Genomic DNA, 21,305 nt, shown 5'->3' on the forward strand with positions numbered 1-21,305 from the left:
CGGCCATGTGCGGGCGGGGGTGAGTGCGGTTGGCAGCGCACCTGAAAGCACGGGTGCGGTCGCCTCGCCGAAGGTGCACACAGTGGCACCGACCAGCCATATCAACGGAAACCGGGGGACGCCGCACGTGCGCATCGCCTTCCTGCTGCACAACGCCTACGCGATGGGCGGCACCGTACGGACGACCATGACACTCGCCGAAACGCTCGCCGCGAGACACCAGGTGGAACTCGTGTCGGTCTTCCGGCACCGTGAGAAGCCACAACTGGGGCGGTCGCCGAAGGTACCGCTGCGGGCCCTGGTGGACCGGCGCAAGGGATCCGAGGACGCGGCGGACCCCCTCACCCGGCAGGCAGGGGAGGTCTTCCCGAAGGGGGACAGCCGCTCGCACCAGTACCACCGGCTCGCCGAGCAGCGGGTCATCGACTGGCTGCGGGAGACGGACGCCGACGTCGTCGTGGGCACCAGGGCCGGACTCAACGCGCTGCTGGCCCGGTTCGGACCACGACATGCCGTGCTCGTCGGCCAGGAGCACCTCACCCACGACAACCACTCGCACGGGCTGCGGATGGAACTCCAGCGCCGGTACGGCGGTCTCGACGCGCTGGTCACCATGACCGAGGTCGACGCGCGCGACCACCGGCGCGGCATGCGGCTGCCGCGCACCCGGGTGCTGGCCATCCCCAACAGCGTCCCCGAACCCTCGGTGCCGCCGGCCGACGCGGCGGCCAAGGTCGTCGTCGCGGCGGGACGGCTGGCCCGCGTCAAGCGGTACGAGATGCTGGTCGACGCGTTCGCCCTGGCCGGTGCGGCCTGCCCCGACTGGTCCCTGCGCATCTACGGGGACGGCACGGAGCGCGCCCGGATAGCCGACCGGATTGCCCATCACGGCCTGGGTGACCGGGTCTTCCTGATGGGTTCGGCCACTCCCATCGAGGCCGAGTGGGTCAAGGGCTCCATCGCGGCGGTGACCTCCGCGCACGAGTCGTTCGGGATGACGATCGTGGAGGCCATGCGCTGCGGCCTGCCCGTGGTGAGCACCGACTGCCCCCACGGGCCCGGAGAGATCATCCGCCACGGTGTGGACGGCTGTCTCGTCCCGCGCGACAGCACCCGGGGCGTGGCCGACGCGCTGCTGGCACTCATGCAGGACGACGGACGGCGTGCGGAGATGGGCAGGGCCGCCCGGGCCAGTGCGGAGAAACGATTCACCCCGGAGGGCGTCGCCGACCGCTACGAGCGTCTGTTCGACACTCTGGTGGAGCAGCGGGCCGGGCGGTCCGCTCCTCCACCACCCGGCCCGGCCGACTGGCGCGACCGTGCCGCCGTGCTCGCCGCCACGGCAGGCATCCTCGCCCGCGGAGCGGTGCGCCGCGGGCGGCGCAAGCTGGGCTGGGTCGGATGAACGCGGATCGCACAGCGGCCTCGGCACAGCGGATGCTGTGGATCGTGGCCGCCGGCTTCTGTCTGGTGTCGGCCGTCCTCGTACCGCTCACACTGCCGCTCGGCTGGGACGAGATCGTGTACGCCAGCCGCTTCGGACCGTACGGTCCCGCGACCCCCTTCAGCGCCCCGCGTACCCGCGGGGTCCCCTTGCTGCTCGCTCCGATCGCCTCCTGGAGCGACTCGACGGTGCTGCTCAGGGTGTGGCTGCTCCTGCTGGCCGGCGGTGCGCTCTGGCTGGGATTCCGGCCCTGGCTGCGCATCGTGCACCGCCCGTCGACGGTGTGGGTGGCGGCCGGGCTGTACGGCAGCCTGTGGATCACTCTGTTCTACGCCGGTTCCGCGATGCCGAACCACTACACCGCGATGGGTGCCACCGCCGCGGTGGGCTGTTTCCTCGCGCCGCGTCCCCGGTACGCGGGTGTCGCGGCAGGCCTGGCGGTGGTGACCCTGATGCGGCCCAACGACGGCGTGGCCGTCGCCGCGCCGCTGCTCCTGGCCGCCGTACTGATGCCCGCACTGCGCGACCACAACCGACTTCGGGGGCGTCTGTCGGCCGTGACGGCCGGACTCGTGGCGGGTGCGCTGCCCTGGGTCGTCGAGGCCGAGGTGCGGTTCGGCGGGGTGCGGAACCGGCTCGCGGAGGCCGACCAGGTCCAGGGCGGTCTGCGGGCCGTCTTCTCCCTGCGCGCCCATCTCACCGCGCTGGACGGCCCGCTGCTGTGCCGGCCCTGCACGGGCGACACCGTACGGCTGCCCGTCACGGAGTGGTGGGTGCTGCTGCCGCTGCTGGTCGGCCTGGGACTGTGGGCGGAGCGCCGGGCGCGCCGGTCCGTTGCCCCGCTGTGGCTGTCCGTGGCGGTGGCGGTGGCCACGGCGGCGCCGTATCTCTTCCTCGTCCCCTACGCCGCGCCGCGGTTCCTGCTGCCGGCCTACGCCCTGCTGGCGCTCCCAGCCGCTGTCGGGCTCCTCGCCGTCGTCCACCGGGCCCGCAACCGCCGTTCGCTGCCGGCAGCCGCGGTGCTCGCCCTGGCACTCCTCGGGCACTGGGGCATCCAGGCAGGGCTCGTCCACACTCACGCGGGCATCCAGCAGCGGGCCCGCGGAGACTGGGACCGGATCGAGTCCGTGCTGCGCGAGCACGGGGTGCACCCGCCGTGTGTCCTCGCGGGGAACACTTCGACGATTCCCATCGCCCACACCGCGGGCTGCTCCGTCACGGAGACGGATCCCCCCGCGCACCCCAGTGCGCTGGTCCTTCGCGAGCGGAACCCACCGCATTGGGCCCGCGACTGGCCACGTTTTCCGGTTCCGGACACCTACAACCCCGGATGGACCGTCGTCGTGCGTCCATGACTGCCGGCAGTGCGGCTCGGGGCCGGTAGAGCGGTAAGGGGCCCCGAGGTCCACTTTGGCGCTGACGGCTCCCGAGGTGCCTTCGCGTCCGGGCCCGAGCAGTGCAGCGCCCGGCGCATGCCCCGCCCCGTACGGCAAACGTTGGATGGGCTGCACGACTCCCGCTGCTCGTGGAGCGCGCGTGGCGCGATCTGTGGCAGCAGGACGGTTTCCGCCCCGACGGCAGCGACGATTTCCTTCGGTCGCTGACATCAGCTGTTGCACGAACGACTCCCACAGCCTGTTTCACACCGCCGTGGCCCGACCGTCGCCGTCCGGCCGGGGCGTCGAGCAGGTTGCCGGGCAGCCGCCGTAAGCCGAAGGCGTCCTGCACCGTCGTGTCGCCCGCAGGATGTTGCTCGAAGGTGTCGATACTGAGCCGCGCGGCGAGCTCCGCGCCCCGTCGCACCGCCGGTCCACCGTCGTGCCGTCGGGCTGAAGGCCCGTGAGGCAGAGGTGTGAAGCAACGACAGCCTGACATCCGGGCAAGTGATGTGGAGCCCGCCCCTCCGGAATTGTATGCGGTGGCAAAAGGGGCCTGCCAGACAACCTTCCGGCTGTGAGCGTCGGTCGTGACATCCCTGCGCGTCGAACCACCGGAGCACACCATGCCCACCAGCGTCCTCATCGCCGTCGCCTTGTCCGTCCTCCTCGGATTCCTGGTGATCGTGCTGCCGACCGGGGACACCGAGACATCCGGCTCGACGGCGGCGGACGATGTGACGATCAACGCCGAAACCGTCGACGGCAAGAAGCGCGTCGACTTCCCACAGATCCGCTGGAACATCAACCACGGCTCGGGTGCCTATCTGACAATGCTCGACCAACTGCGGAACCTCGCCGAAACCTCGGCCAACGGCCGCGTCGTATCCGATGTGGATACCGGGGTGGAAGTCGTCATCACCGACGACTCGGAGAACCAGAGTTTCGCCGACGTTGTGATCGGTAGCGGCAACACCACCCGGACCCTTCATGCGATCGTACGGCTCAGCGATTTCTACGTCGTGCGGTTCTTCTCCGACGACACCCCGCACGACTTCGTCCTGAATCTCGCCTCCGACGTCCACGTCAAGGAGGACGCCACCGACGACAACTGGGGTTTCGGCAAGGAGGGCTACGACGCCCTCGCCCGTGTCGCGAACCAGTCGCTGACGGCCGTCAACCTGAGCGAGTCCAGCCTTGAGAACAGCCTCAGGGACCTCGGCGTCCGCAGCACCGACCGCACCGCCCAGGCGCTCGGCATGCTGCGCTACATCATCGCCATCACCGAGGCCTCACGGTTCGGCCACATCGCCAACCGCATCGCGAACGGCATGGACAACCGGTCCAACGTCTTCGTCACCGCACAGGAGGTCGGCCTGATACGTACCTAGACCAGCATCAGCCATGTCCTCATCGGCCGTACTCACCCGCCTCCGGAGGTGTGCATGTGGTGGGGCCCCAGAGTTCTGGGCGCGGAGGTGCGTGCACCACCATGCCTCCATGCCGACGGCCCGAATCTCGCCCATGCCCGGGGAGGTCGTCATGGTGACCCCGGTGGCGCCGGAGATCAACAGTGCTCTGCCGGACTCAATCGCCCGGGGCACCTCTCACCTGGTGAGACGGGGAAGGCGCCCCTCTTCGCCCGCCGTGTGAATCCTGTGTGACAGAAGCGTTGACTGGGTCTTGCACGAGAACTTATGTTCTGGCCGAGCTTACGAACCGTGTTCGAAATGCCGACAGCGTGAACTGTCGATGCGTCCCCACCCCCCAGCTCCAGCCCCAGCCCCAGAGGGAGTAGCCCGTGAGACCTGCGCTCACCCGTCGAACGGTCCTCGGCATGATGGCCGGCTCGGCCGCCGCCACCTTCACCGGCGTCTCCGCCGGTACCGCCCACGCCGCCGTGCCCGCGTCACCCGGTGTGACGTACACGAACAGCATCGCCGAGCAGCGGGCCGACCCGCACATCTGGAAGCACACCGACGGCTTCTACTACTTCACCGCCACGGTGCCGGCGTACGACCGCATCGTGCTGCGCCGCGCCACCACGATCCAGGGGCTCTCCTCGGCCACCGAGACGACCATCTGGACCAAGCACGCCAGCGGTGCGATGGGCGCCCACATCTGGGCTCCGGAGATCCACTTCATCGACGGCAAGTGGTACATCTACTTCGCCGCCGGTGACGCCAACAACATCTGGAAGATCCGGCCGTACGTCCTCGAGTGCACCGCCGCGAACCCGATCACGGGACCGTGGACGGAGAAGGGGCGTATCGCACTGCCGCTCGACACCTTCTCCCTGGACGCGACGACCTTCGTCGTGAACGGCAGCCGCTACCTCTCCTGGGCGCAGAACGACCCGGCCGTCGGCTCCGGCACCAACATCTACATAGCGCAGATGTCCAGCCCCTGGACCATCACCGGCACTCCAGTCATGCTCAGCCGGCCCACCGCCTCGTGGGAGACCGCCGGAGGACAGACGGTCAACGAGGGCCCGGCCGTGATCCAGCGGAACGGCAAGGTCTTCATGACCTTCTCGGCCAGCGCCACCGACGCCAACTACTGCATGGGCATGCTGACCGCCTCCGCGTCGGCCAACCTGCTCAGCGCCTCGTCCTGGGCCAAGTCCGCCGGTCCGGTGTTCGCCAGCAACGCCGCCACCGGCCAGTACGGTCCCGGCCACAACCAGTTCACGGTCTCCGAGGACGGCAAGTCGGACATCCTCGTCTACCACGACCGCAACTACAAGGACATCAGCGGCGACCCCCTCAACGACCCCAACCGCCGCACTCGCGTCCAGAAGATCTACTGGAAGGCCGACGGCACACCCGACTTCGGCATCCCGGTCGCCGACGGTCTCACCCCGATCCGGCTCTCCTCGTACAACTTCCCCGACCGGTTCATCCGGCACTGGGAGTTCCGCGCCAAGATCGAGCCGAACGTCTCCCCGCTGCCCGACTCGCAGTTCCGGGTCGTCACCGGCCTCGCCGGCAGCGGCACCGTCTCCCTGGAGTCGGCCAACTTCCCCGGCTACTTCCTGCGCCACAAGAACTTCGAGGTGTGGGTGGAGAAGAACGACGGGACGGCCCAGTTCCGCGGTGACGCCTCCTTCACCGCCCGGGCCGGCCTCGCGGACTCCGCCGGCGTCTCGTACGAGTCGTCCAACTTCCCGGGCCGCTACATCCGCCACTACAACTACCTGCTGAACGTCCAGGCTCTCAGCACGGCGACCGACCGGGCCGACGCCACCTTCTACACCCAGTGAGCCACTGCCCCGGCCCGTTACCCCTCAGCGGCTCCGACCGTACCGGTCGGAGCCGCGCCCACCCGTACTGAGGAGAGCCTCCTGTAACCCACTTCCGACCGGGACGGATCCGACCGTCGTCTCACACCCTCGCTCCGCACCCTGCTGCGTGCCTGCCCTGGCGATTCGACTGCAGCACGTGAGGGACCCCCGTCACCCGTCCGCAGACCTGAGACTCGCGACCGTTTCGCGGATCGTCGGGTGACGGTACAGCTCCCGCAGGCGCAAGGGCGGGAGGCCACGGGCGCGCAGGGCGGCGGTGATACGGACGGCGAAGAGGGAGTTTCCGCCGAGTTCGAAGAAGTCATCGTCCGGGCCGGCCGGGACGCCCAGGATGTCGCTCCAGATCTCTGTCAGGGTCGCGGTGAGGTTGTCGGTGGCCGTAGCCGTCCCGGAGGGGGCCGTGTTCCCGGGTGCCGGTGGACGGCCGACCGGGGGGAGTCTCGTTGTGTCGAGTTTGCCGTTTGACGTCAGCGGGAGCGTGTCCACAGGCGCGATCGTGGCGGGGAGCATGTAGTCGGGCAAAAGACCTGCGGCCCGTTCGCGGATCGTGGTGGGGTCGGCCTCGGGCGACAGCACCACGTAGGCGTCGATCCTGGCTGTGGCGGCGTCGACCAGGTCGTCGCGGCGTACGACGACGGCCGCGGTGCGTACGCCGGGGTCCTCCAGCAGGACGGAGCGGATCTCGTCGAGTTCGATGCGGAAGCCGCGGATCTTGACCTGGCTGTCGATACGGCCGAGGTGTTCGAGGCGTCCGTCGGGGCGCAGGCGGCCGAGGTCGCCGCTGCGGTACATCGTGCCTCCGGTGAAGGGGTCCGGTACGAACCGCTGGGCCGTCAGTTCCTCCTGGCCCAGGTAGCCGAGTGCCACGCCGGCACCGCCCACGCAGATCTCGCCCGCGACTCCAGGGGGTAGGAGCCGTCCGTACCGGTCCAGCACATACACGTGCCAGCCGGGCAGGGCGCGGCCGACCGAGCGAGTGGTGGCGAGCGCCAGTTTCCGGGTGAGGGTCTGCTCGGTGACATGGACGGTGGTCTCCGTGATGCCGAACATGTTCACCACGCGGCAGGCGGACTCCGGGTGCCGGTCGAACCAGCGCAGCAGCACCCGGGCGTCGAGGGGTTCGCCGCCGAAGACGACCACCCGTACGCCCACCTCCGTGTGGTCCACCTCCAGTAGCTGCGCGAAGGCCGAGGGGGTCTGGCTGAGCACGGTGACCTTCTCGGTCACGAGCAGATCCCGGAAGCGCTCCGGCTCACGGGAGACGAAGTACGGCACCACGACCAGCCGCGCGCCGGTCAGCAGGCAGCCCCAGATCTCCCATACGGAGAAGTCGAACGCGCTGGAGTGGAACCACGTCCACACGTCCGCGCCGGTGAGCGCGTATTCGTCGCGCGTCGCGTCGATCAGGGCGATCACGTTCCGGTGGGGTACGACGACGCCCTTGGGGCGGCCGGTGGAGCCGGAGGTGTAGATGACGTAGGCAGGGTCGTCGGGCGACGGGGGCGGCAGGCTCGTGACGCCCGCGGCCGCCGCCTCGTCGAACAGTTCGTCCGGCGTCACCTGAACGCACCCCGCCACCGCCGGGAACTCGGGAAGCCGGGTGACCACCACACCCAGCTCCGCGTCCCGTGCCGTGTGGGCCAGCCGGTCCGCCGGGTAGGCGGGGTCGACGGGCACGTAGGTCGCGCCGGCCTTCAGTACGGCGAGCTGGGTGACGACGAGTTCGGCGGAGCGCTCCAGACATACGCCCACCCGGTCACCGCCGTTGACGCCGAGCGCCCGCAAGCCCGATGCCAACCGGACTGCCTGTTCGTCGAGTTCGCGGTAGGTCAGGCCGGCCTCGCCGTCGGTCACAGCGATGCGGTCCGCGCTCGCGGCGACGACTCGGGCGAACGCCTCCACCACGCTCATCGGCGTGGTAGCCACAGGACGGGGTGGCTGGCCGAGTGCCGCCGTGCGGGTTCGCTCGGCCTCGTCGAGAAGCTCGACCTCGTCCACCCGCGTCTGCGGGGCGTGCAGGACCTGTCGGTGTACGTGTACGAGGTGCCGTACGAACTGTGCGGCGACCTCCGCCGAGACATGGCTGCTCCGGTGGTCACAACGCAGCCGCAGACCGCCGGAGTCCCGGAAGACGGAGACGGTGAGCGGGAACGGGGGCGCGAGGCAGGGCACGTAGTCGCCCTCGACCCCGCCCGCGCCCACCTCACGGTCGTCGAGAGGGTTGCCGAACAGGAGGCCTGCGAGCGCCGGGTCCGACGCGGGCGACGGCTTCGACTCGCCGAGCGTGGCGGCCGGTTCAACGGTGAAGTGGCCCTCGTCCGTGCCGATGACCGGCAGGGTCTCGGGGTCGTAGCGGCGCAGGGTGACGGCGAAGGCCGTGAGCCAGCTCGCCTCGTCGCCTTCGTGGTCGAGGGAGACGGCGAAGGTGGTGTCGGGGCCGTCGTCGGCCATGCCCCAGGCCGGCGCGGGCGCGGGAGCCGGCGCGGCTGCCGCACGGTCGGGGCCGCGTCGCGGGGCCACGACGATCAGGTCGGACAGGCCGTCGGCGTACCGGAGCAGGACTCGGCGGGGGCCGCGGGCCGGGCGGGCGAGTTCGGTGGCGCGGCGGCGTTCGGCGAGCGGGTCCGTGGACGGAACGGGGACGTCCTCGATCCACAGCCCCTGTCGACCGGTGGGCTCCTGGGAGGAGGCCGGGCGGACGCGCATCGCGTGGCAGTGGGCGGGGGCGGGGAGGGGGGCGGGCGGCGAGGCGGACACGGCCGTACTCCTTGGTGCGGGAGAGCGGGAGAGCGGGAGAGCGGGAGAGCGGGAGAGCGGGAGAGCGGGAGAGCGGGAGAGCGGGAGAGCGGGAGAGCGGGAGAGCGGGAGAGCGGGAGAGCGGGAGAGCGAGTGAGCGGGAAGGGGCGCTCAGCGGATGCTGAACCCGCCGTCCACGGTCAGGACCGACCCGGTGATCTGCCGTGAATCGTCCGAGGCGAGGAAGACGACGGCGGCAGCGACGTCCTCGGGTTCGATCAGCGCGTTCATGGGCTGTGCCTCGAGGAAGGTCTTCTCGTGTTCGTGGACGGGCACCTCCAGCGCCCTGGCGATCTCGGCCAGCATCCGGCCCTCGGCCCGCACGTCGTCGCGCACCGAACCCGGGCAGACCGCGTTCACGCGTACCTTCGTGGGCGCGTAGTCGAGCGCGGCGGCCTTGGTGAGGCCGATGACGGCGTGCTTGGCGGCGACGTATCCGGCGAAGTGCCGATAGCCCACCAACCCCGCCGTCGACGACACGTTGACGATGCTGCCGGCGCGCCGGGCGCTCATCGCCCTGCCGACCTCGCGGATCACCCGCCAGGCCCCGGAGAGGTCCACGTCGATCATCAGGGACCACTCGTCCTCGTTGATCTCGTGCACCGGTTTGCCCGAGGGAGCGGCGATGCCCGCGTTGTTGACGGCGACGTCGATCCGGCCGAACCGGTCCTCGGCGCGTGTCACGGCCTCCCGTACAGCGCGCAGGTCGCGGATGTCGGCCTCGGAGGTGAGGACGGCCGCTCCCGCTTCCCGGCACAGTGCGGCGGTGTGCTCCAACTGGCCCGGCGTGCCCAGCGGATAGGGCACGCCCGGCAGGTCGGCGCAGATGTCCAGGAGGGTGAGGTCGGCGCCCTCGGCCGCGCAGGCGACCGCGGCGGTCCGGCCGAGTCCGCGGGCGGCGCCGGTGATGAGGACCGACTTGCCTTGCAGCCGCATCGGGTACTCCTTGGGAGTGGGGAGGGGGACGAACGCTCAGCGCAGCGTCGAGACGATGAGGCCGACCAGAGTGGGCGCGGACTCGGTCAGATACATGTGGCCGCCGGGGAGCTCGACGTGGTCGAAGTCGCGTCCGGTTGCCTTGCTCCAGGACGCGGCGTCGTCGCGGGTGACGAGGTCGTCGTCCTCGCCCCGGATGACCGTGAGGGGCGCGTCCAGCGGGAGGCGGGTGCTCGGTAGGTAGTTCTCGTGCATCTCGACGTCGGCGCGCAGGGTCGGCAGGACCAGCTCACGCATCTCGGGGTCGTCCAGGGCGGGATGGTGGTAGCCGGCGAACTCGCCGACCTGCGCGAGGAAGGCCTCGTCGGACAGGCCGGTGGCCCGCCGTTCGCGTCCCTGGGCCGCTTCCGGCGATCCGCTGACGAAGAGGTGGGTGAGCTCGACGCCGGGCTCGGCGACCAGACGGTGGGCCAGTTCGTAGGCGAGCACGGCACCAAGGCTGTGCCCGAAGAGGGCCACTCTGTGGTCACCGGCGCCGAGCCGCCCCCGCAGCTGGGCAACGAGTCCGTCGACGGCACTGTGCACGTCCCGGTGAGGCTCGTCGTCGATCAGCCTTTCACGGCCGGGCAGTTGCAGAGGCAGGATCTCCAGCGCGACCCCGGCCAGCGCGGCCCAAGGGCGGTAGAACGAAGCGCCCGCTCCGGCGTACGGAAGGCACACCAGCTTGGTGGTGCCGGCTGTGTTGGTCTGGACGTTCGTGGGCATGGCCGTCGCTGTCTCCTTGGTGGTGGGGGGTACGGGGCTGACCGCTCCGGGGTCACTCGCCCATGGCCTCGACCAGGCTCGTCGGGCGCATGTCGGTCCAGTGCTCGTTGACGTGGTCCACGCAGGACTGGCGGCTGGCGGCGCCGTGGACGACCGTCCAGCCGGCCGGCACCTCGGCGAACGAGGGCCACAGGGAGTGCTGGCCCTCGTCGTTCACCAAGACGAAGTGCTCGATGCTGTCGTCGTCGAAAGGGTTGGTGGTCATCTCTCGCCTCCTGGGGGCTCGTGGTCACTTCCGGAGGTGGCTGTCCAGCACCGGGCCGATGCGGCCCAGTGACGTGGGACGGGTCATCTCTCCGTGGGTGCAGGTGATGTCGTGGTTGTGGATGCGGCCTTCGACGTACGGCTGCCAGGAGCCGTACCGACCGGGTACCGCGTCCGGATCCGCCTCGGCGGTGAAGAACAGCAGGTCGCCGCGGTACGAGGTGGGAGCGAACTCGCCCAGCAGACGGCGGTTGTTCGCCGTCACGTCCACCAACGCGGCCAGTTCGGCGTCATCGAGGCTGCCGGGCATGTCGGGTACACGGCGGACCAGTTCGGCGAAGCGGCTGTCCGTCAGCGGTCCCGACTCGTCCTCGGGCACCTCGCGGCCGAGGATGGAGAGGAGGCTGCGCAGCAGCGCCGGGCGGTCGGACGGGTCGGGGCCCTGCCGAAGCCAGGCCCCGGGGAAGGAGTCCAGCAGCGCGAGGAGTGCGACCTGCTCTCCGGCCGTCTGGAGGCCGACTGCCACGTCGTACGCGACGAGGCCGCCCATGGAGTAGCCGAGCAGGTGGTATGGGCCGTGCGGCTGGATCTCACGGATGCGGGCGGTGTGCTCGGCCACCACCTCGGCCAGGCTGCCGGTCGGCTGCCCGCCCGGCGTCAGACCACCGGACTGCAGCCCGTACAGCGGGCGGCTCGGGTCGATGTGGCGGGCGAGCCCCGCGAATCCCCAGGCCAGGCCGGAGGCCGGGGGGAGGCAGAAGAGGGGGTCGCGGTCGCCTCGGGTGCGCAGGGGGAGCACGGGGCCCAGAGGCGCCGTACCGGACTCGCCGGGTCGGTGGGCGCGCGCCCCTTCGAGGGCCTCCGGCTCGGCTGCCCGCCGGGCCAGGGCCGCCACGGTCGGTGTGTCGAAGAGGGCGCGCAGGGGCAGTGCGGTGCCCAGCTCGGCACGGATGCGCGAGGTAAGACGGGGGGCCAGCAGTGAGTGGCCACCGAGGTCGAAGAAACTGTCGTGGACGCCGACGTGAGCCGCGGTGAGCCCGAGGACCTCGGCGACGATCTTCCGCAGGGTGTCCTCCCGCTCCGTACGCGGCTCCGTCCTCGCGGCGAACCGTGCGTCCGGCGCGGGCAGCGCCTTGCGGTCCAGCTTGCCGCTGGCGGTGCGGGGGAGTGAGCCGAGGCTCACGAACGCCGAGGGAACCATATGGGCGGGGAGGGCCCGGGCGAGGTGCTCGCGGAGGTCGTCGGCGGTCCTCGGTGCCTCCCCCGCGGTCTGGTGGGGGCTGGTCGCGCTGTTCCCCGGGCTCCTTGCGGGGCCCGGCTCGGGGCCCGTCGCCCCCGCGGGCCGGGGGCCTGCTTCGGCTCCCGGTGGTGCCCCTTCGGCCGGAACCACGTACGCGACGAGTTGTCTCCCGCCGCGGCCGTCCTCCCGTACCGTGACCGCTGCCTGCGCGACGGCGGGATGGGTGGCGAGTACGGCCTCGACCTCGCCCAGCTCGATACGGAAGCCGCGGATCTTCACCTGCTGGTCCGCGCGGCCCAGGAAGCGCAGTCGACCGTCCGAGCCGCGTACCGCCAGGTCACCCGTGCGGTACATGCGCTCCCCCGGGCCACCGAACGGGTCGGCGACGAACCGCCCCGCCGTCAGCCCGGGGCGGCCGAGGTAGCCACGTGCCGGGCCGCCACCCGCGACGTACACCTCGCCGACCGCTCCGTCGGGCACAGGGTGCAGGGCGTGGTCCAGGAGGTGGACGTGGTTGCGGGCCAGGGCACGGCCGATGGGCGGGCCCGTACCGTCGTCCGGGTCGGCGTCCGACCGCCAGGCGGTGGCGTAGATCGTCGCCTCGGTGGGACCGTAGAAGTTGACGAGCCGCGCCCCGGGGAAGGCGGCCTCGACGTCGGCACGGAGCTGTTCGGAGATCGGTTCCCCGCCGAGGGCCACCGTGTGCGGGGACACGGCCGGTCGTTCGCCGAGCACGGTCGCCATGACCGTGGGCACGCCGCTGATCAGGCCAACGTCCCGGGCGGTGCCGTCGGTGAGCGCGAGCAGGTTCTCGACGATCTCGATACGGCCCCCGCACAGCAGCGGTGAGAAGATCTCGAACACCGACACGTCGAAGTTGAGCGAGGTCGAGAACAGCATCCTGGCCAGCCGGTCCGGCCCGAACTCGGCGTGTGTCCACTCGACGAACTCGACGGCGTTCCGGTGCGTGGCCAGGACGCCCTTGGGGCGGCCGGTGGAACCGGATGTGTAGGTGATGTAGGCGAGGTTGGACGGGGTCAAGCACTGGTTCAAGCACTGGTTCAAGTGCTTGGGCGCAACCGCCTGCCGACTGACTCCCCTGCCTGGATCGAGCAGCGGCGTATCCTCCGGCAACACCCCCGCCGTCTCCGTCGTGGCGAGGACGACGACCGGCCGGGCGTCGGCGAGGATGTACGCCAGGCGGTCGGCCGGGTACGCGGGGTCGAGCGGCAGATAGGCCGCACCGGACTTCAGCACGGCGAGGACGCCGACGATCAACTCCGCCGTACGGGGCAGGGCGATGCCGACGACCCGCTCGGGGCCCGCGCCGAGGGCGGTGAGCCGGGCGGCCAACTGCTCGGCTCGGGCGTCCAGTTCCCCGTACGTGAGGTGGGTGCCGCGGTCACGTACGGCATCGGCGTCCGGGGTGGCCGCGACCTGGGCGGACCAGAGATCGCTGAGGGTACGGTCCGGGGGCGGCGGGAGCTCGGGGTGCCGGGGGAGTTCCCCGGGTGCGAGGAGACCCAGGCGGCCCTGCGGGAGCTCGGGGTCGGCCGCCATGGCCTCCAGGATCCGCACCAGACGGGCGAGCGTGACGTCGGCCCAGTCGGCGTCGAACAGGCCGGGTCGGTAGGCCAGCCGGAAGCGGGGCCGGGGGCCGGGCAGGGCCACGAGGGTCACCGGGTAGTGGGTCGCGTCACGGCCGCTGGAGCCGGCGACGCGGAGGCCCTCACGCTCTTGGCTGTCCCCGCCTTCACTGCCCGCGCCCGGCACGACCCCGCCCTCACCCGTCGCCTCCGGGTCCACCGGATAGTTCTCGAAGACCAGGAGCGTGTCGAAGAGTTCAGGGACGCCGACGGCCCGCTGGATGTCGGCCAGGCCGAGGTGGTGGTGGTCGAGGAGGCGGACGTAGCCCTCCTGGACCTGGTGGAGCAGGTCGCCGAGGGTGTCGGCGGGGCGCAGCCGGACACGGGTCGGGATGGTGTTGATGAACAGGCCGACCATCGACTCGACGCCGGGCAGTTCGGCCGGGCGGCCGGAGACGGTGGCGCCGAACACGACGTCGTCACGGCCGGTCAGCCGGCCCAGCAGGATCGCCCAGGCGGACTGGACGAGGGTGTTCATGGTGACGCCGAGGCTCCGGGCGCGTGCCGTGAGCGCGGCCCCGGTATCGGCGGGCAGCTCGACGCGCGCCTGCGCGAGGTCCGTGGTGCCCGGCTGGGCCGACGGGGCCAGCCGGGTCGGTTCCGTCACACCGTCCAGGGCGTTCCGCCAGGCGGCCTCGTCGGCGGTGCGGTCCCGGCCCTCCAGCCACTGGAGGAAGGCGCGGTACGGCGGGACGGGCGTGAGCACGGAGGGGTCGCCGTCGGCGGCGTACACGGCGAGCAGTTCCCGTAGGAGTACCGAGACCGACCAGCCGTCGAGCAGGACGTGGTGGTGGGTGACGAGCAGCCGGTGACGGCGCTCGCCCGTGCGGACCAGGGTGCAGCGCAGGAGAGGAGGGGCGGCCGGGTCGAAACCGTGCTCCCGGTCCTCGTCCAGCAGCCGGGCCCACGCCTTCTCCGGGTCGACGCCCTGAGCCGTCAGGTCGGCCTGTGCCCAGGGAAGCGTCGCCCGGTGCGGGACGGCCTGCACCGGCTGGCCGCCGCGGCGCCGACGGAAGGCCGCCCGCAGGTTGGGGTGACGGTCCAGCAGGGCCTGGGCCGAGGCGCGGAGGCGGTCGGCGTCCACGGGGCCTTCGAGTTCGAAGACCAGCTGTACGAGGTACACGTCCGGGGCGTCCCGTTCGTGCTCGTACAGGGCGTGGAAGAGCAGACCCTCCTGGAGCGGGGTCACGGGGAGTACATCGGCCAGCGCGGGCTTCTGCGTCGCGGGCTGCGTCATGTCGTCTCGTCTCGCTGTCTGGTCCGGGTGGTCCGCTGGTCCACGTGGTCAGCCGTCGAGGCCCGCGGCCAGTTCGTCGAGCTCGTCCTGGTCCAGTCCGCTCACCGACATGCCGGAGGCGCCCCGGTCGACCCGGGTGGCGAGGACGGTGAGCGCGGCGAACCAGGACTCGGCCAGCGCCCGCACCTCAGGCTCGGTGAGCACGCCGTCGGGCCATGACCAGTCGGCCACCAGATGCGGACCCGAACCGGTGTCACGGACGACCGAGTTGATCTCCAGGACGTGGGCGGCGGCCAGGCCGGGGTCACAACCGGTGCCGAGCGCCGACGACTCGGGGGCGAAGGTCCATGCGGTGGCGTCGGCGGTGTCGGGGGCGGTGACCCGGCCGAGATAGTTGAAGCCGATCGCCGGAGTGGGCGCCTTGGCCAACTCTGCTGCGGTGTCGGAGTTGAGATGGCGCAGCAGGCTGTATCCCGCACCGTGGTCGGGCAGTTCGCGCAGCCGCTCGACGACCCGGGCGGCGGCGATGTCGGCGGCTGGTCCGGCGGCCAGCGCGTCGCTCAGGTCGATGCCCGTCAGGTCCAGGTGGACCGGGTAGAGCGAGGTGAACCAGCCGACGGTGCGCGAGAGTTCGAGCCCGGGTGCCAGCTCCTCACGGCCGTGCCCCTCGACGTCGAGCACGACGTGCGGGGAGCCCTGCCGGTCGGCCACGGCCAGCGCGAGACCGGTGAGGAGGACGTCCTGGACGCCGGCGCGGAAGGCGGACGGGACGGTGGTGAGCAGCGGGCCCGTCGTCTCGGGCGGCAGGCTGAGCCGCAGCGAACATGTCGTGGCGGCGGTGTCCTGGTCGGGGTCGAGCGGCCGGGAGCCCAGCGGGGTGCGGGGTGCGTCCGCGATGCGGAGCCACAGCTCGGCCTCGGCCACCCGTGACGGCGTACGCGCCTGCTCGCCCAGTGCCACGGACCAGCGGCGGAACGAGGTGCCGACGGGCGGCAGCTCGGGCCGCCGTCCGGTGGCGACGGCCGCCCAGGCGGTCTCCAGGTCGGGTACGAGGATGCGCCAGGACACCCCGTCCACGGCGAGGTGGTGGACGATCAGCATCAGCCGCCCGGCTCGCTCCGCTCCGGCGTCGAACCACACCGCCCGGATCATCGCCCCCGCCACCGGATCGAGCAGGCCCACCGCCCGTTCGAACTCCTCGGCCACGGCCTCGTGGAGAGCGTCCGTATCCGATGCGCCGTACGTGCCGGAGAGGTCCCGGCGGTCGAGCAGATCGGCGGCGCGGACCTGGCCGACCGGGCCGACGAGGAGTTCCCGAGCCGGGGTGAGCCGCGAACGCAGCACGTCGTGGTGATCGAGCACGGATTGCAGGGCCTCGGCCAGCGGCTGCAGACCGGCACCCGCCGGAACCGTCAGCAGGACGGACTGGCTGAACCGGCCGATCGGGCCACCGCGTTCGAACAGCCACCGCATGATCGGAGTGAGCGGGACGGCACCCGTGCCGTCCCCGGGCGCGTGGTCGGGCCCCGTGCCTCCACCGGCCGCCCCCCGGGCCACCGCCGCCAGGTCCCTCACCGTCTGGTGCTTGAAGACGTCCCGGGCGCTGATCACGACCCCGGCCTCGGCCGCCCGGCTCACCAGCCGGATCGTGGAGACGCTGTCGCCGCCGAGGGCGAAGAAGTCCTCGTCGAGCGGGACTTCGGGCAACTGGAGCAGCTCGCGGAAGAGCCCGGCGAGGACGCGTTCGGCCTGGGTCGCCGGTGTCTGTCCGGCGGGCGTGGCCGGGCAGCCCGGCACGGAGAGCGCCGTCTCACGCACCACCTCCCGGTGCACGTCGTCCCCTTGCAGGTCAACCTCTTCGACGCGCAACCCGGGGTCGGCGGCGACGGCGGTCAGGAAGCGGACCAGCGCTCGGGCGATCCGCTCGGCGGTGGCCGGGTCGAACAGGTCGGTGTTGTACTCGGCGATACCGTCGATGCCCGCCGGGCCGCCGTCGGCGTGGCGGCGCTCACGCAGGTAGAGGCAGAGGTCGAAGCGGGCGGCCCCGGTCTCGACGTGCTCGCCGGCGACGGCCAGCCCGGGCAGCGACGGCTCCGGCTCGGTGCCGTGGCCGGTGAAGGCGATCACGACCTGGAAGAGCGGATGGCGGGCGAGGTTGCGTTCCGGGCTGAGGGCGTCCACGAGAAGGTCGAAGGGCACGTCCTGGTGGGCGTACGCCGCGAGGTCGAACTCCCGCACCCTGTCGAGGAGTTCGTGGAAGGTGGGGTTGCCCGAGGTGTCGGTGCGCAGGGGCAGGCTGTTGACGAAGAAACCGACCAGGTCGTCCAGCCTGCTGTCGTCCCGTCCGGCGACCGGGGTGCCGAGGGTGATGTCGGTGCCCGAGCCGAACCGGGTGAGCAGCGCGGCGAGCGCCGCCTGGAGCACCATGAAGACAGTGGCCTTGGAGGTGGTGGCGAGGTCGGCGAGGTCCGCGTGCAGTCCTGCGTCGATGGTGAGGCCGGCCCGGCCGCCGTCGCCGCTGGGTTCGGCGGGCCTCGGACGGTCGGCCGGGAGCGGAAGCACGTCGGGGGCCCCCGCCAGCGCCTCGCGCCAGAATGCGAGGTGACGGCTCATCGGGCTGCCGGGCTCGGTCGCGGAGCCGAGTGCCTCGCGCTGCCACCCCGCGAAGTCGGCGTACTGGACGGGCAGTTGCCGCCACCGCGGAGCATCCCCGGTGGTCCGTGCGGCGTACGCCGTCTCCAGGTCGCGCATCAGCGGTTCCCTGGACCAGCCGTCGACGGCGATGTGGTGGGCGAGTAGCAGCAGCACGTGCGTCTCGTCGTCGAGCGCGTACAGGGTGGTGCGCAGCGGGGTCTCGGCCGAGAGGTCGAAGCGGTGCCGGGCGGCGGCGGTGAGGAGCGCGGGGAGTTCCGCCTCGGTCGCCGGAGCGACGGCGAGGTACGGGCGGCCCGCCTCCGCGTCGAGGATCCGCTGGTACGGAGTTCCCTGGAAGTCGGGGTGGAGCGTGCGCAGCGGCTCGTGCCGGACCACGACGTCGGCGAGCGCCGCCTGGAGCGCCTCCCGGTCGAGAGGGCCGTTGAGCCGTAGGGCCCAGGGGACGGTGTAGGTGGTGTTGCCCCCGTCGAGGCGGCTCATGAACCACAGCCGCTGTTGTGCGTACGACAGCGGGATCGGAGCGTGCCCGCGTTCCCGCGGGGCGAGTTCGGGGCGCCGTACGTCGTCTCCGGAGCCGAGCCGCCCGGCCAGCCCGGCGGGGGTCAGGCCCTCGAAGACCGCGCGTACGGGCAGTGCCCTGCCGAGGGCGGCCCTGATCCGGTCGGTCAGCCGCATGGCGAGCAGGGAGTCGCCACCCAGGTCGAAGAAGCCGTCGTCGGCGCCCACCCGGTGCGCGTCCAGGCCGAGTACGTCGGCGAACAGCCCGCACAGGATCTCCTCCTGCGGGGTACGCGGGGCGCGGCCCCCACCGGACGGTGCCACCGGCTCGGGCAGGGCGGCCCGGTCCAGCTTGCCGTTCGCGGTCAGCGGCAGCCGGTCCAGGACGACCACGACGGCCGGGACCATGTGCTCCGGGAGCGTGCGGCCCGCGTGGCGGCGCAGTGCGTCGGCGTCGACGGCGCAGCCTGCGACGTAGCCGACCAGCCGCTCGTCCCGTACGACGACGACTGCCTGGGTGACGTCCGGGTGGTCGGCGAGGGCGGCCTCCACCTCGCCGGGTTCGATACGGAAGCCGCGGATCTTGACCTGGTCGTCGGCCCGGCCCGCGTACTCCAGCCCACCGTCCGCCGACCGGCGTGCCAGGTCGCCCGTGCGGTACATGCGCTCGCCGGGCCCGCCGAAGGGGTCGGCCACGAACCGCCCGGCCGTCAGCCCAGGCCGGCCCAGGTACCCGCGCGCCAGGCCCGCCCCGGCGACGTACAACTCGCCGGTCACGCCCGGTGGTACGAGCCGCAGCCCCGCGTCCAGGACATAGGCGCGCAGGTCGGGGATGGGGTGCCCGATGGAGCCGGTGGCGGCGCGTGCCCTGTCCTCGGTCAGGGGGAGGCCCGTGACATGGACCGTCGTCTCTGTGATGCCGTACATGTTGACCAGCACGGGCGCTTCCCGCGGGTGCCGGGTGAACCACTCGGCGACCCGCGCGAAGTCGAGTGCCTCGCCGCCGAACACCACGTATCGCAGGGCCAGTTGCTGACCGAGTGACGGCGACGCGGCATCCGCGCGCAGCAGCGCCCCGAAGGCCGACGGCGTCTGGTTGAGCACCGTGACCTTCTCGCGTACGAGCAGCCGCAGGAACTCCTCCGGCTCACGGCTCACCGTGAACGGTACGACCACGAGCGTGCCACCGTGCAGCAGCGCGCCCCACAGCTCCCACACCGAGAAGTCGAAGGCGTAGGAGTGGAAGAGGGTCCATACGTCGTCAGGGCCGAACGCGAACCATTGGCGGGTGGAGTCGAAGAGCCGTATGACGTTCCGGTGGGGGATCTCGACGCCCTTGGGGCGGCCCGTGGAGCCCGAGGTGTAGATGACGTAGGCCGTGTTGCCGGGGTCGGCGGCCGGGGTGGGCAGCGGTGTGGCGGGGTAGGTGAGCGACTCGGCCACCGTGACGGCGGGGACCGTGCCTGTCACACTCGCGCCGTCCGTGGTCACCAGCAGCACCGGATCAGCGTCGTCGAGCATGAAGGCCAGGCGGTCCGCCGGGTACTCCGGGTCCATCGGCAGATACGCGGCACCGGTCTTCAGCACCGCGAGGAGGGCCACCACCAGATCGGGCGTGCGCGGCAGGGACAGGGCGACCAGGCGCTCCGGACCCGCGCCCCGCCCGGCGAGCAGGCGGGCCAGGCGGTTGGAGCGCTCGTCCAGTTCCGCGTACGTCAGCCGGACGCCCCCGTACACCACAGCCGTGCTGTGGGGGCTGCGCTGGACCTGGCGGGCGAACAGCTCGGGGAGCGCGGCATCCGGAACCTTGGCCGTACCCGTCTCGCCGAGCAGCTCTTCCCGCTCGCCCGGCAGCAGCGCCCCCACTTCACGGACGGGGCGCGACGGGGCGGTCGCCAGGGCCGCGAGCACCGCGGCGAAACGGTCCAGGAGCGCACGGGCCCCGCCCTCGTCGTAGACGTCGGGCCGGTAGGACAGTCGAACCGCCAGGCTGCGGCCGGGCAGGACGGAGAGGGTGAGCGGGTAGTGGGTGGCGTCACGGCCGGTGAGCTGGGTGACCTGTGAGGCGCCCTGGTCGCCGGGCGCGGGGTAGCTCTCGAACGCCAGCAGGGTGTCGAAGAGATCGCCCGTGCCGGTGGCGCGCCGGATGTCGGCGAGGCCGAGATACTGGTGGGGCAGCAGGCCCGATTGCCGGTTTTGGATGCCGGTGAGCAGATCGGCGACCAAGTCGCCGTCGTCCCAGCGGACGCGCGTGGGGATGGTGTTGATGCAGAAGCCGACCATCGAGGCCACGTTCCGCAGCTCCGGCGGGCGGACCGTCACCGTCTGGCCGAACACGGTGTCGGTGCGGCCGGTCAGTCGGCCCAACAGCACACCCCATGCGCCCTGGACCAGGGTGTTCAGGGTCACGCCGAGCGAGCGAGCCGTCCTCTCGGCGGTGGCGGTCAGCTCCTCGGAGAGTTCGACGACGACTTCGTGTGGGAGGACGGTCGTGGCCGGGGCGGCGGGCGCGAGCAAGGTGGACTCGACCACCCCTGACAGAGCGTCCCGCCAGGCTTTCTCGGCGGCCGTACGGTCCTGCCCGGCGAGCCACGCCAGGTAGTCCCGGTACGGCGGCACGTGAGGCAGGACGGTCGGGTGTTCACCCCCGTACAGGGCGGTGAACTCACGGACGAGCAGCTGCTTGGACCAGCCGTCCAGGAGGATGTGATGGTTGGTGATCAGCAGCCGGTAGCGGTCAGGTGCCCAGCGGACGAGCAGCTGACGCAGTAGCGGAGGCTTGGCGAGGTCGAAGCGTCGAGCACGCTCCTCGTCGAGCAGCCGCTGCCAGGCCGCCTCACGCTCGTTCTCCCCGAGCGCGGACACGTCGGCCTCGGCCCACGGGAGTACGACGTCCGTCGGCACGACCTGGAGCGGCTGACCGGCGTCCCGGCGGCGGAAGCACGCCCGCAGGTTCGGATGCCGGTCGAGGAGTGCCTGCCCGGCTGCCCGTACGGCGGCGGGGTCGACGTCGCCCGTGAGCTCCAGGATCTGCTGGGCGGCATACACGTCAGGGCTCTGGTCGTCGTCGTAGAGGGCGTGGAAGAGGAGCCCCTCCTGCAACGGCGACAGGGGCAGGATGTCGGCGATTCCGGACCGAGTCAC

General features: G+C 71.7%; 10 protein-coding genes. 4 read left to right on the forward strand and 6 right to left on the reverse strand.

Annotation, left to right across the window (positions count from 1 at the left end):
* The first annotated feature begins 127 nt into the window (after window positions 1–127).
* From AQJ84_RS08065 to AQJ84_RS08080, 4 genes are all read left to right on the forward strand, one after another.
* Window positions 128–1,405 (forward strand): glycosyltransferase, encoded by a 1,278-nt coding sequence (locus AQJ84_RS08065; protein ID WP_053190682.1) that lies wholly within the window; start codon window positions 128–130, stop codon window positions 1,403–1,405.
* Entirely contained in the window at window positions 1,402–2,799 is a 1,398-nt protein-coding gene (locus AQJ84_RS08070) for a hypothetical protein (protein WP_030044771.1), read from the forward strand. Before AQJ84_RS08065 ends, AQJ84_RS08070 begins: the two co-directional genes overlap by 4 nt.
* Before the next feature lie 647 nt (window positions 2,800–3,446).
* The gene (locus AQJ84_RS08075) at window positions 3,447–4,211 is read left to right on the forward strand and encodes a ribosome-inactivating family protein (RefSeq protein ID WP_030044770.1); all 765 of its coding nucleotides are present in this window, start codon (window positions 3,447–3,449) and stop codon (window positions 4,209–4,211) included.
* 446 nt (window positions 4,212–4,657) lie between these two features.
* Window positions 4,658–6,082 (forward strand): family 43 glycosylhydrolase, encoded by a 1,425-nt coding sequence (locus AQJ84_RS08080; RefSeq protein WP_030044769.1) that lies wholly within the window; start codon window positions 4,658–4,660, stop codon window positions 6,080–6,082.
* 192 nt (window positions 6,083–6,274) lie between these two features.
* On the opposite strand, the gene AQJ84_RS08085 is transcribed toward AQJ84_RS08080, so the two are convergent.
* The 6 genes from AQJ84_RS08085 to AQJ84_RS08110 all read right to left on the reverse strand — a co-directional run bounded on the left by AQJ84_RS08085 (window position 6,275) and on the right by AQJ84_RS08110 (window position 21,305).
* Window positions 6,275–8,830 (reverse strand): non-ribosomal peptide synthetase, encoded by a 2,556-nt coding sequence (locus AQJ84_RS08085; RefSeq protein WP_053190684.1) that lies wholly within the window; start codon window positions 8,828–8,830, stop codon window positions 6,275–6,277.
* Between the two features lie 201 nt (window positions 8,831–9,031).
* Window positions 9,032–9,856 (reverse strand): SDR family oxidoreductase, encoded by an 825-nt coding sequence (locus AQJ84_RS08090; RefSeq protein WP_030044766.1) that lies wholly within the window; start codon window positions 9,854–9,856, stop codon window positions 9,032–9,034.
* 36 nt (window positions 9,857–9,892) lie between these two features.
* Window positions 9,893–10,621 carry a thioesterase II family protein gene (locus tag AQJ84_RS08095; RefSeq protein WP_037804549.1) on the reverse strand — a complete coding sequence of 243 codons (729 nt, stop codon included), beginning with the start codon at window positions 10,619–10,621 and terminating at the stop codon, window positions 9,893–9,895.
* 52 nt (window positions 10,622–10,673) lie between these two features.
* Window positions 10,674–10,886, reverse strand: a complete 213-nt coding sequence (locus tag AQJ84_RS08100; protein ID WP_030044764.1) for an MbtH family protein — start codon at window positions 10,884–10,886, stop codon at window positions 10,674–10,676.
* Between the two features lie 24 nt (window positions 10,887–10,910).
* Entirely contained in the window at window positions 10,911–15,008 is a 4,098-nt protein-coding gene (locus tag AQJ84_RS08105; protein WP_053191977.1) for a non-ribosomal peptide synthetase, read from the reverse strand.
* A gap of 48 nt (window positions 15,009–15,056) precedes the next feature.
* Window positions 15,057–21,305: a non-ribosomal peptide synthetase gene (locus tag AQJ84_RS08110; protein ID WP_053191979.1), complete on the reverse strand. Its 6,249-nt coding sequence runs from the start codon at window positions 21,303–21,305 to the stop codon at window positions 15,057–15,059.

Origin of the sequence: Streptomyces resistomycificus (genome assembly GCF_001514265.1) — a bacterium.
Taxonomy (GTDB): Bacteria; Actinomycetota; Actinomycetes; order Streptomycetales; family Streptomycetaceae; genus Streptomyces; species Streptomyces resistomycificus.

Bases quoted from the DNA above. Each gene is read 5' to 3' on its own strand.
- AQJ84_RS08070 (WP_030044771.1), top strand. From the start codon at position 1,402: ATGAACGCGGATCGCACAGCGGCCTCGGCACAGCGGATGCTGTGGATC.
- AQJ84_RS08080 (WP_030044769.1), top strand. From the start codon at position 4,658: ATGATGGCCGGCTCGGCCGCCGCCACCTTCACCGGCGTCTCCGCCGGT.
- AQJ84_RS08105 (WP_053191977.1), bottom strand. From the start codon at position 15,008: ATGACGCAGCCCGCGACGCAGAAGCCCGCGCTGGCCGATGTACTCCCC.
- AQJ84_RS08075 (WP_030044770.1), top strand. From the start codon at position 3,447: ATGCCCACCAGCGTCCTCATCGCCGTCGCCTTGTCCGTCCTCCTCGGA.
- AQJ84_RS08085 (WP_053190684.1), bottom strand. From the start codon at position 8,830: ATGCGCGTCCGCCCGGCCTCCTCCCAGGAGCCCACCGGTCGACAGGGG.
- AQJ84_RS08095 (WP_037804549.1), bottom strand. From the start codon at position 10,621: ATGCCCACGAACGTCCAGACCAACACAGCCGGCACCACCAAGCTGGTG.
- AQJ84_RS08090 (WP_030044766.1), bottom strand. From the start codon at position 9,856: ATGCGGCTGCAAGGCAAGTCGGTCCTCATCACCGGCGCCGCCCGCGGA.
- AQJ84_RS08100 (WP_030044764.1), bottom strand. From the start codon at position 10,886: ATGACCACCAACCCTTTCGACGACGACAGCATCGAGCACTTCGTCTTG.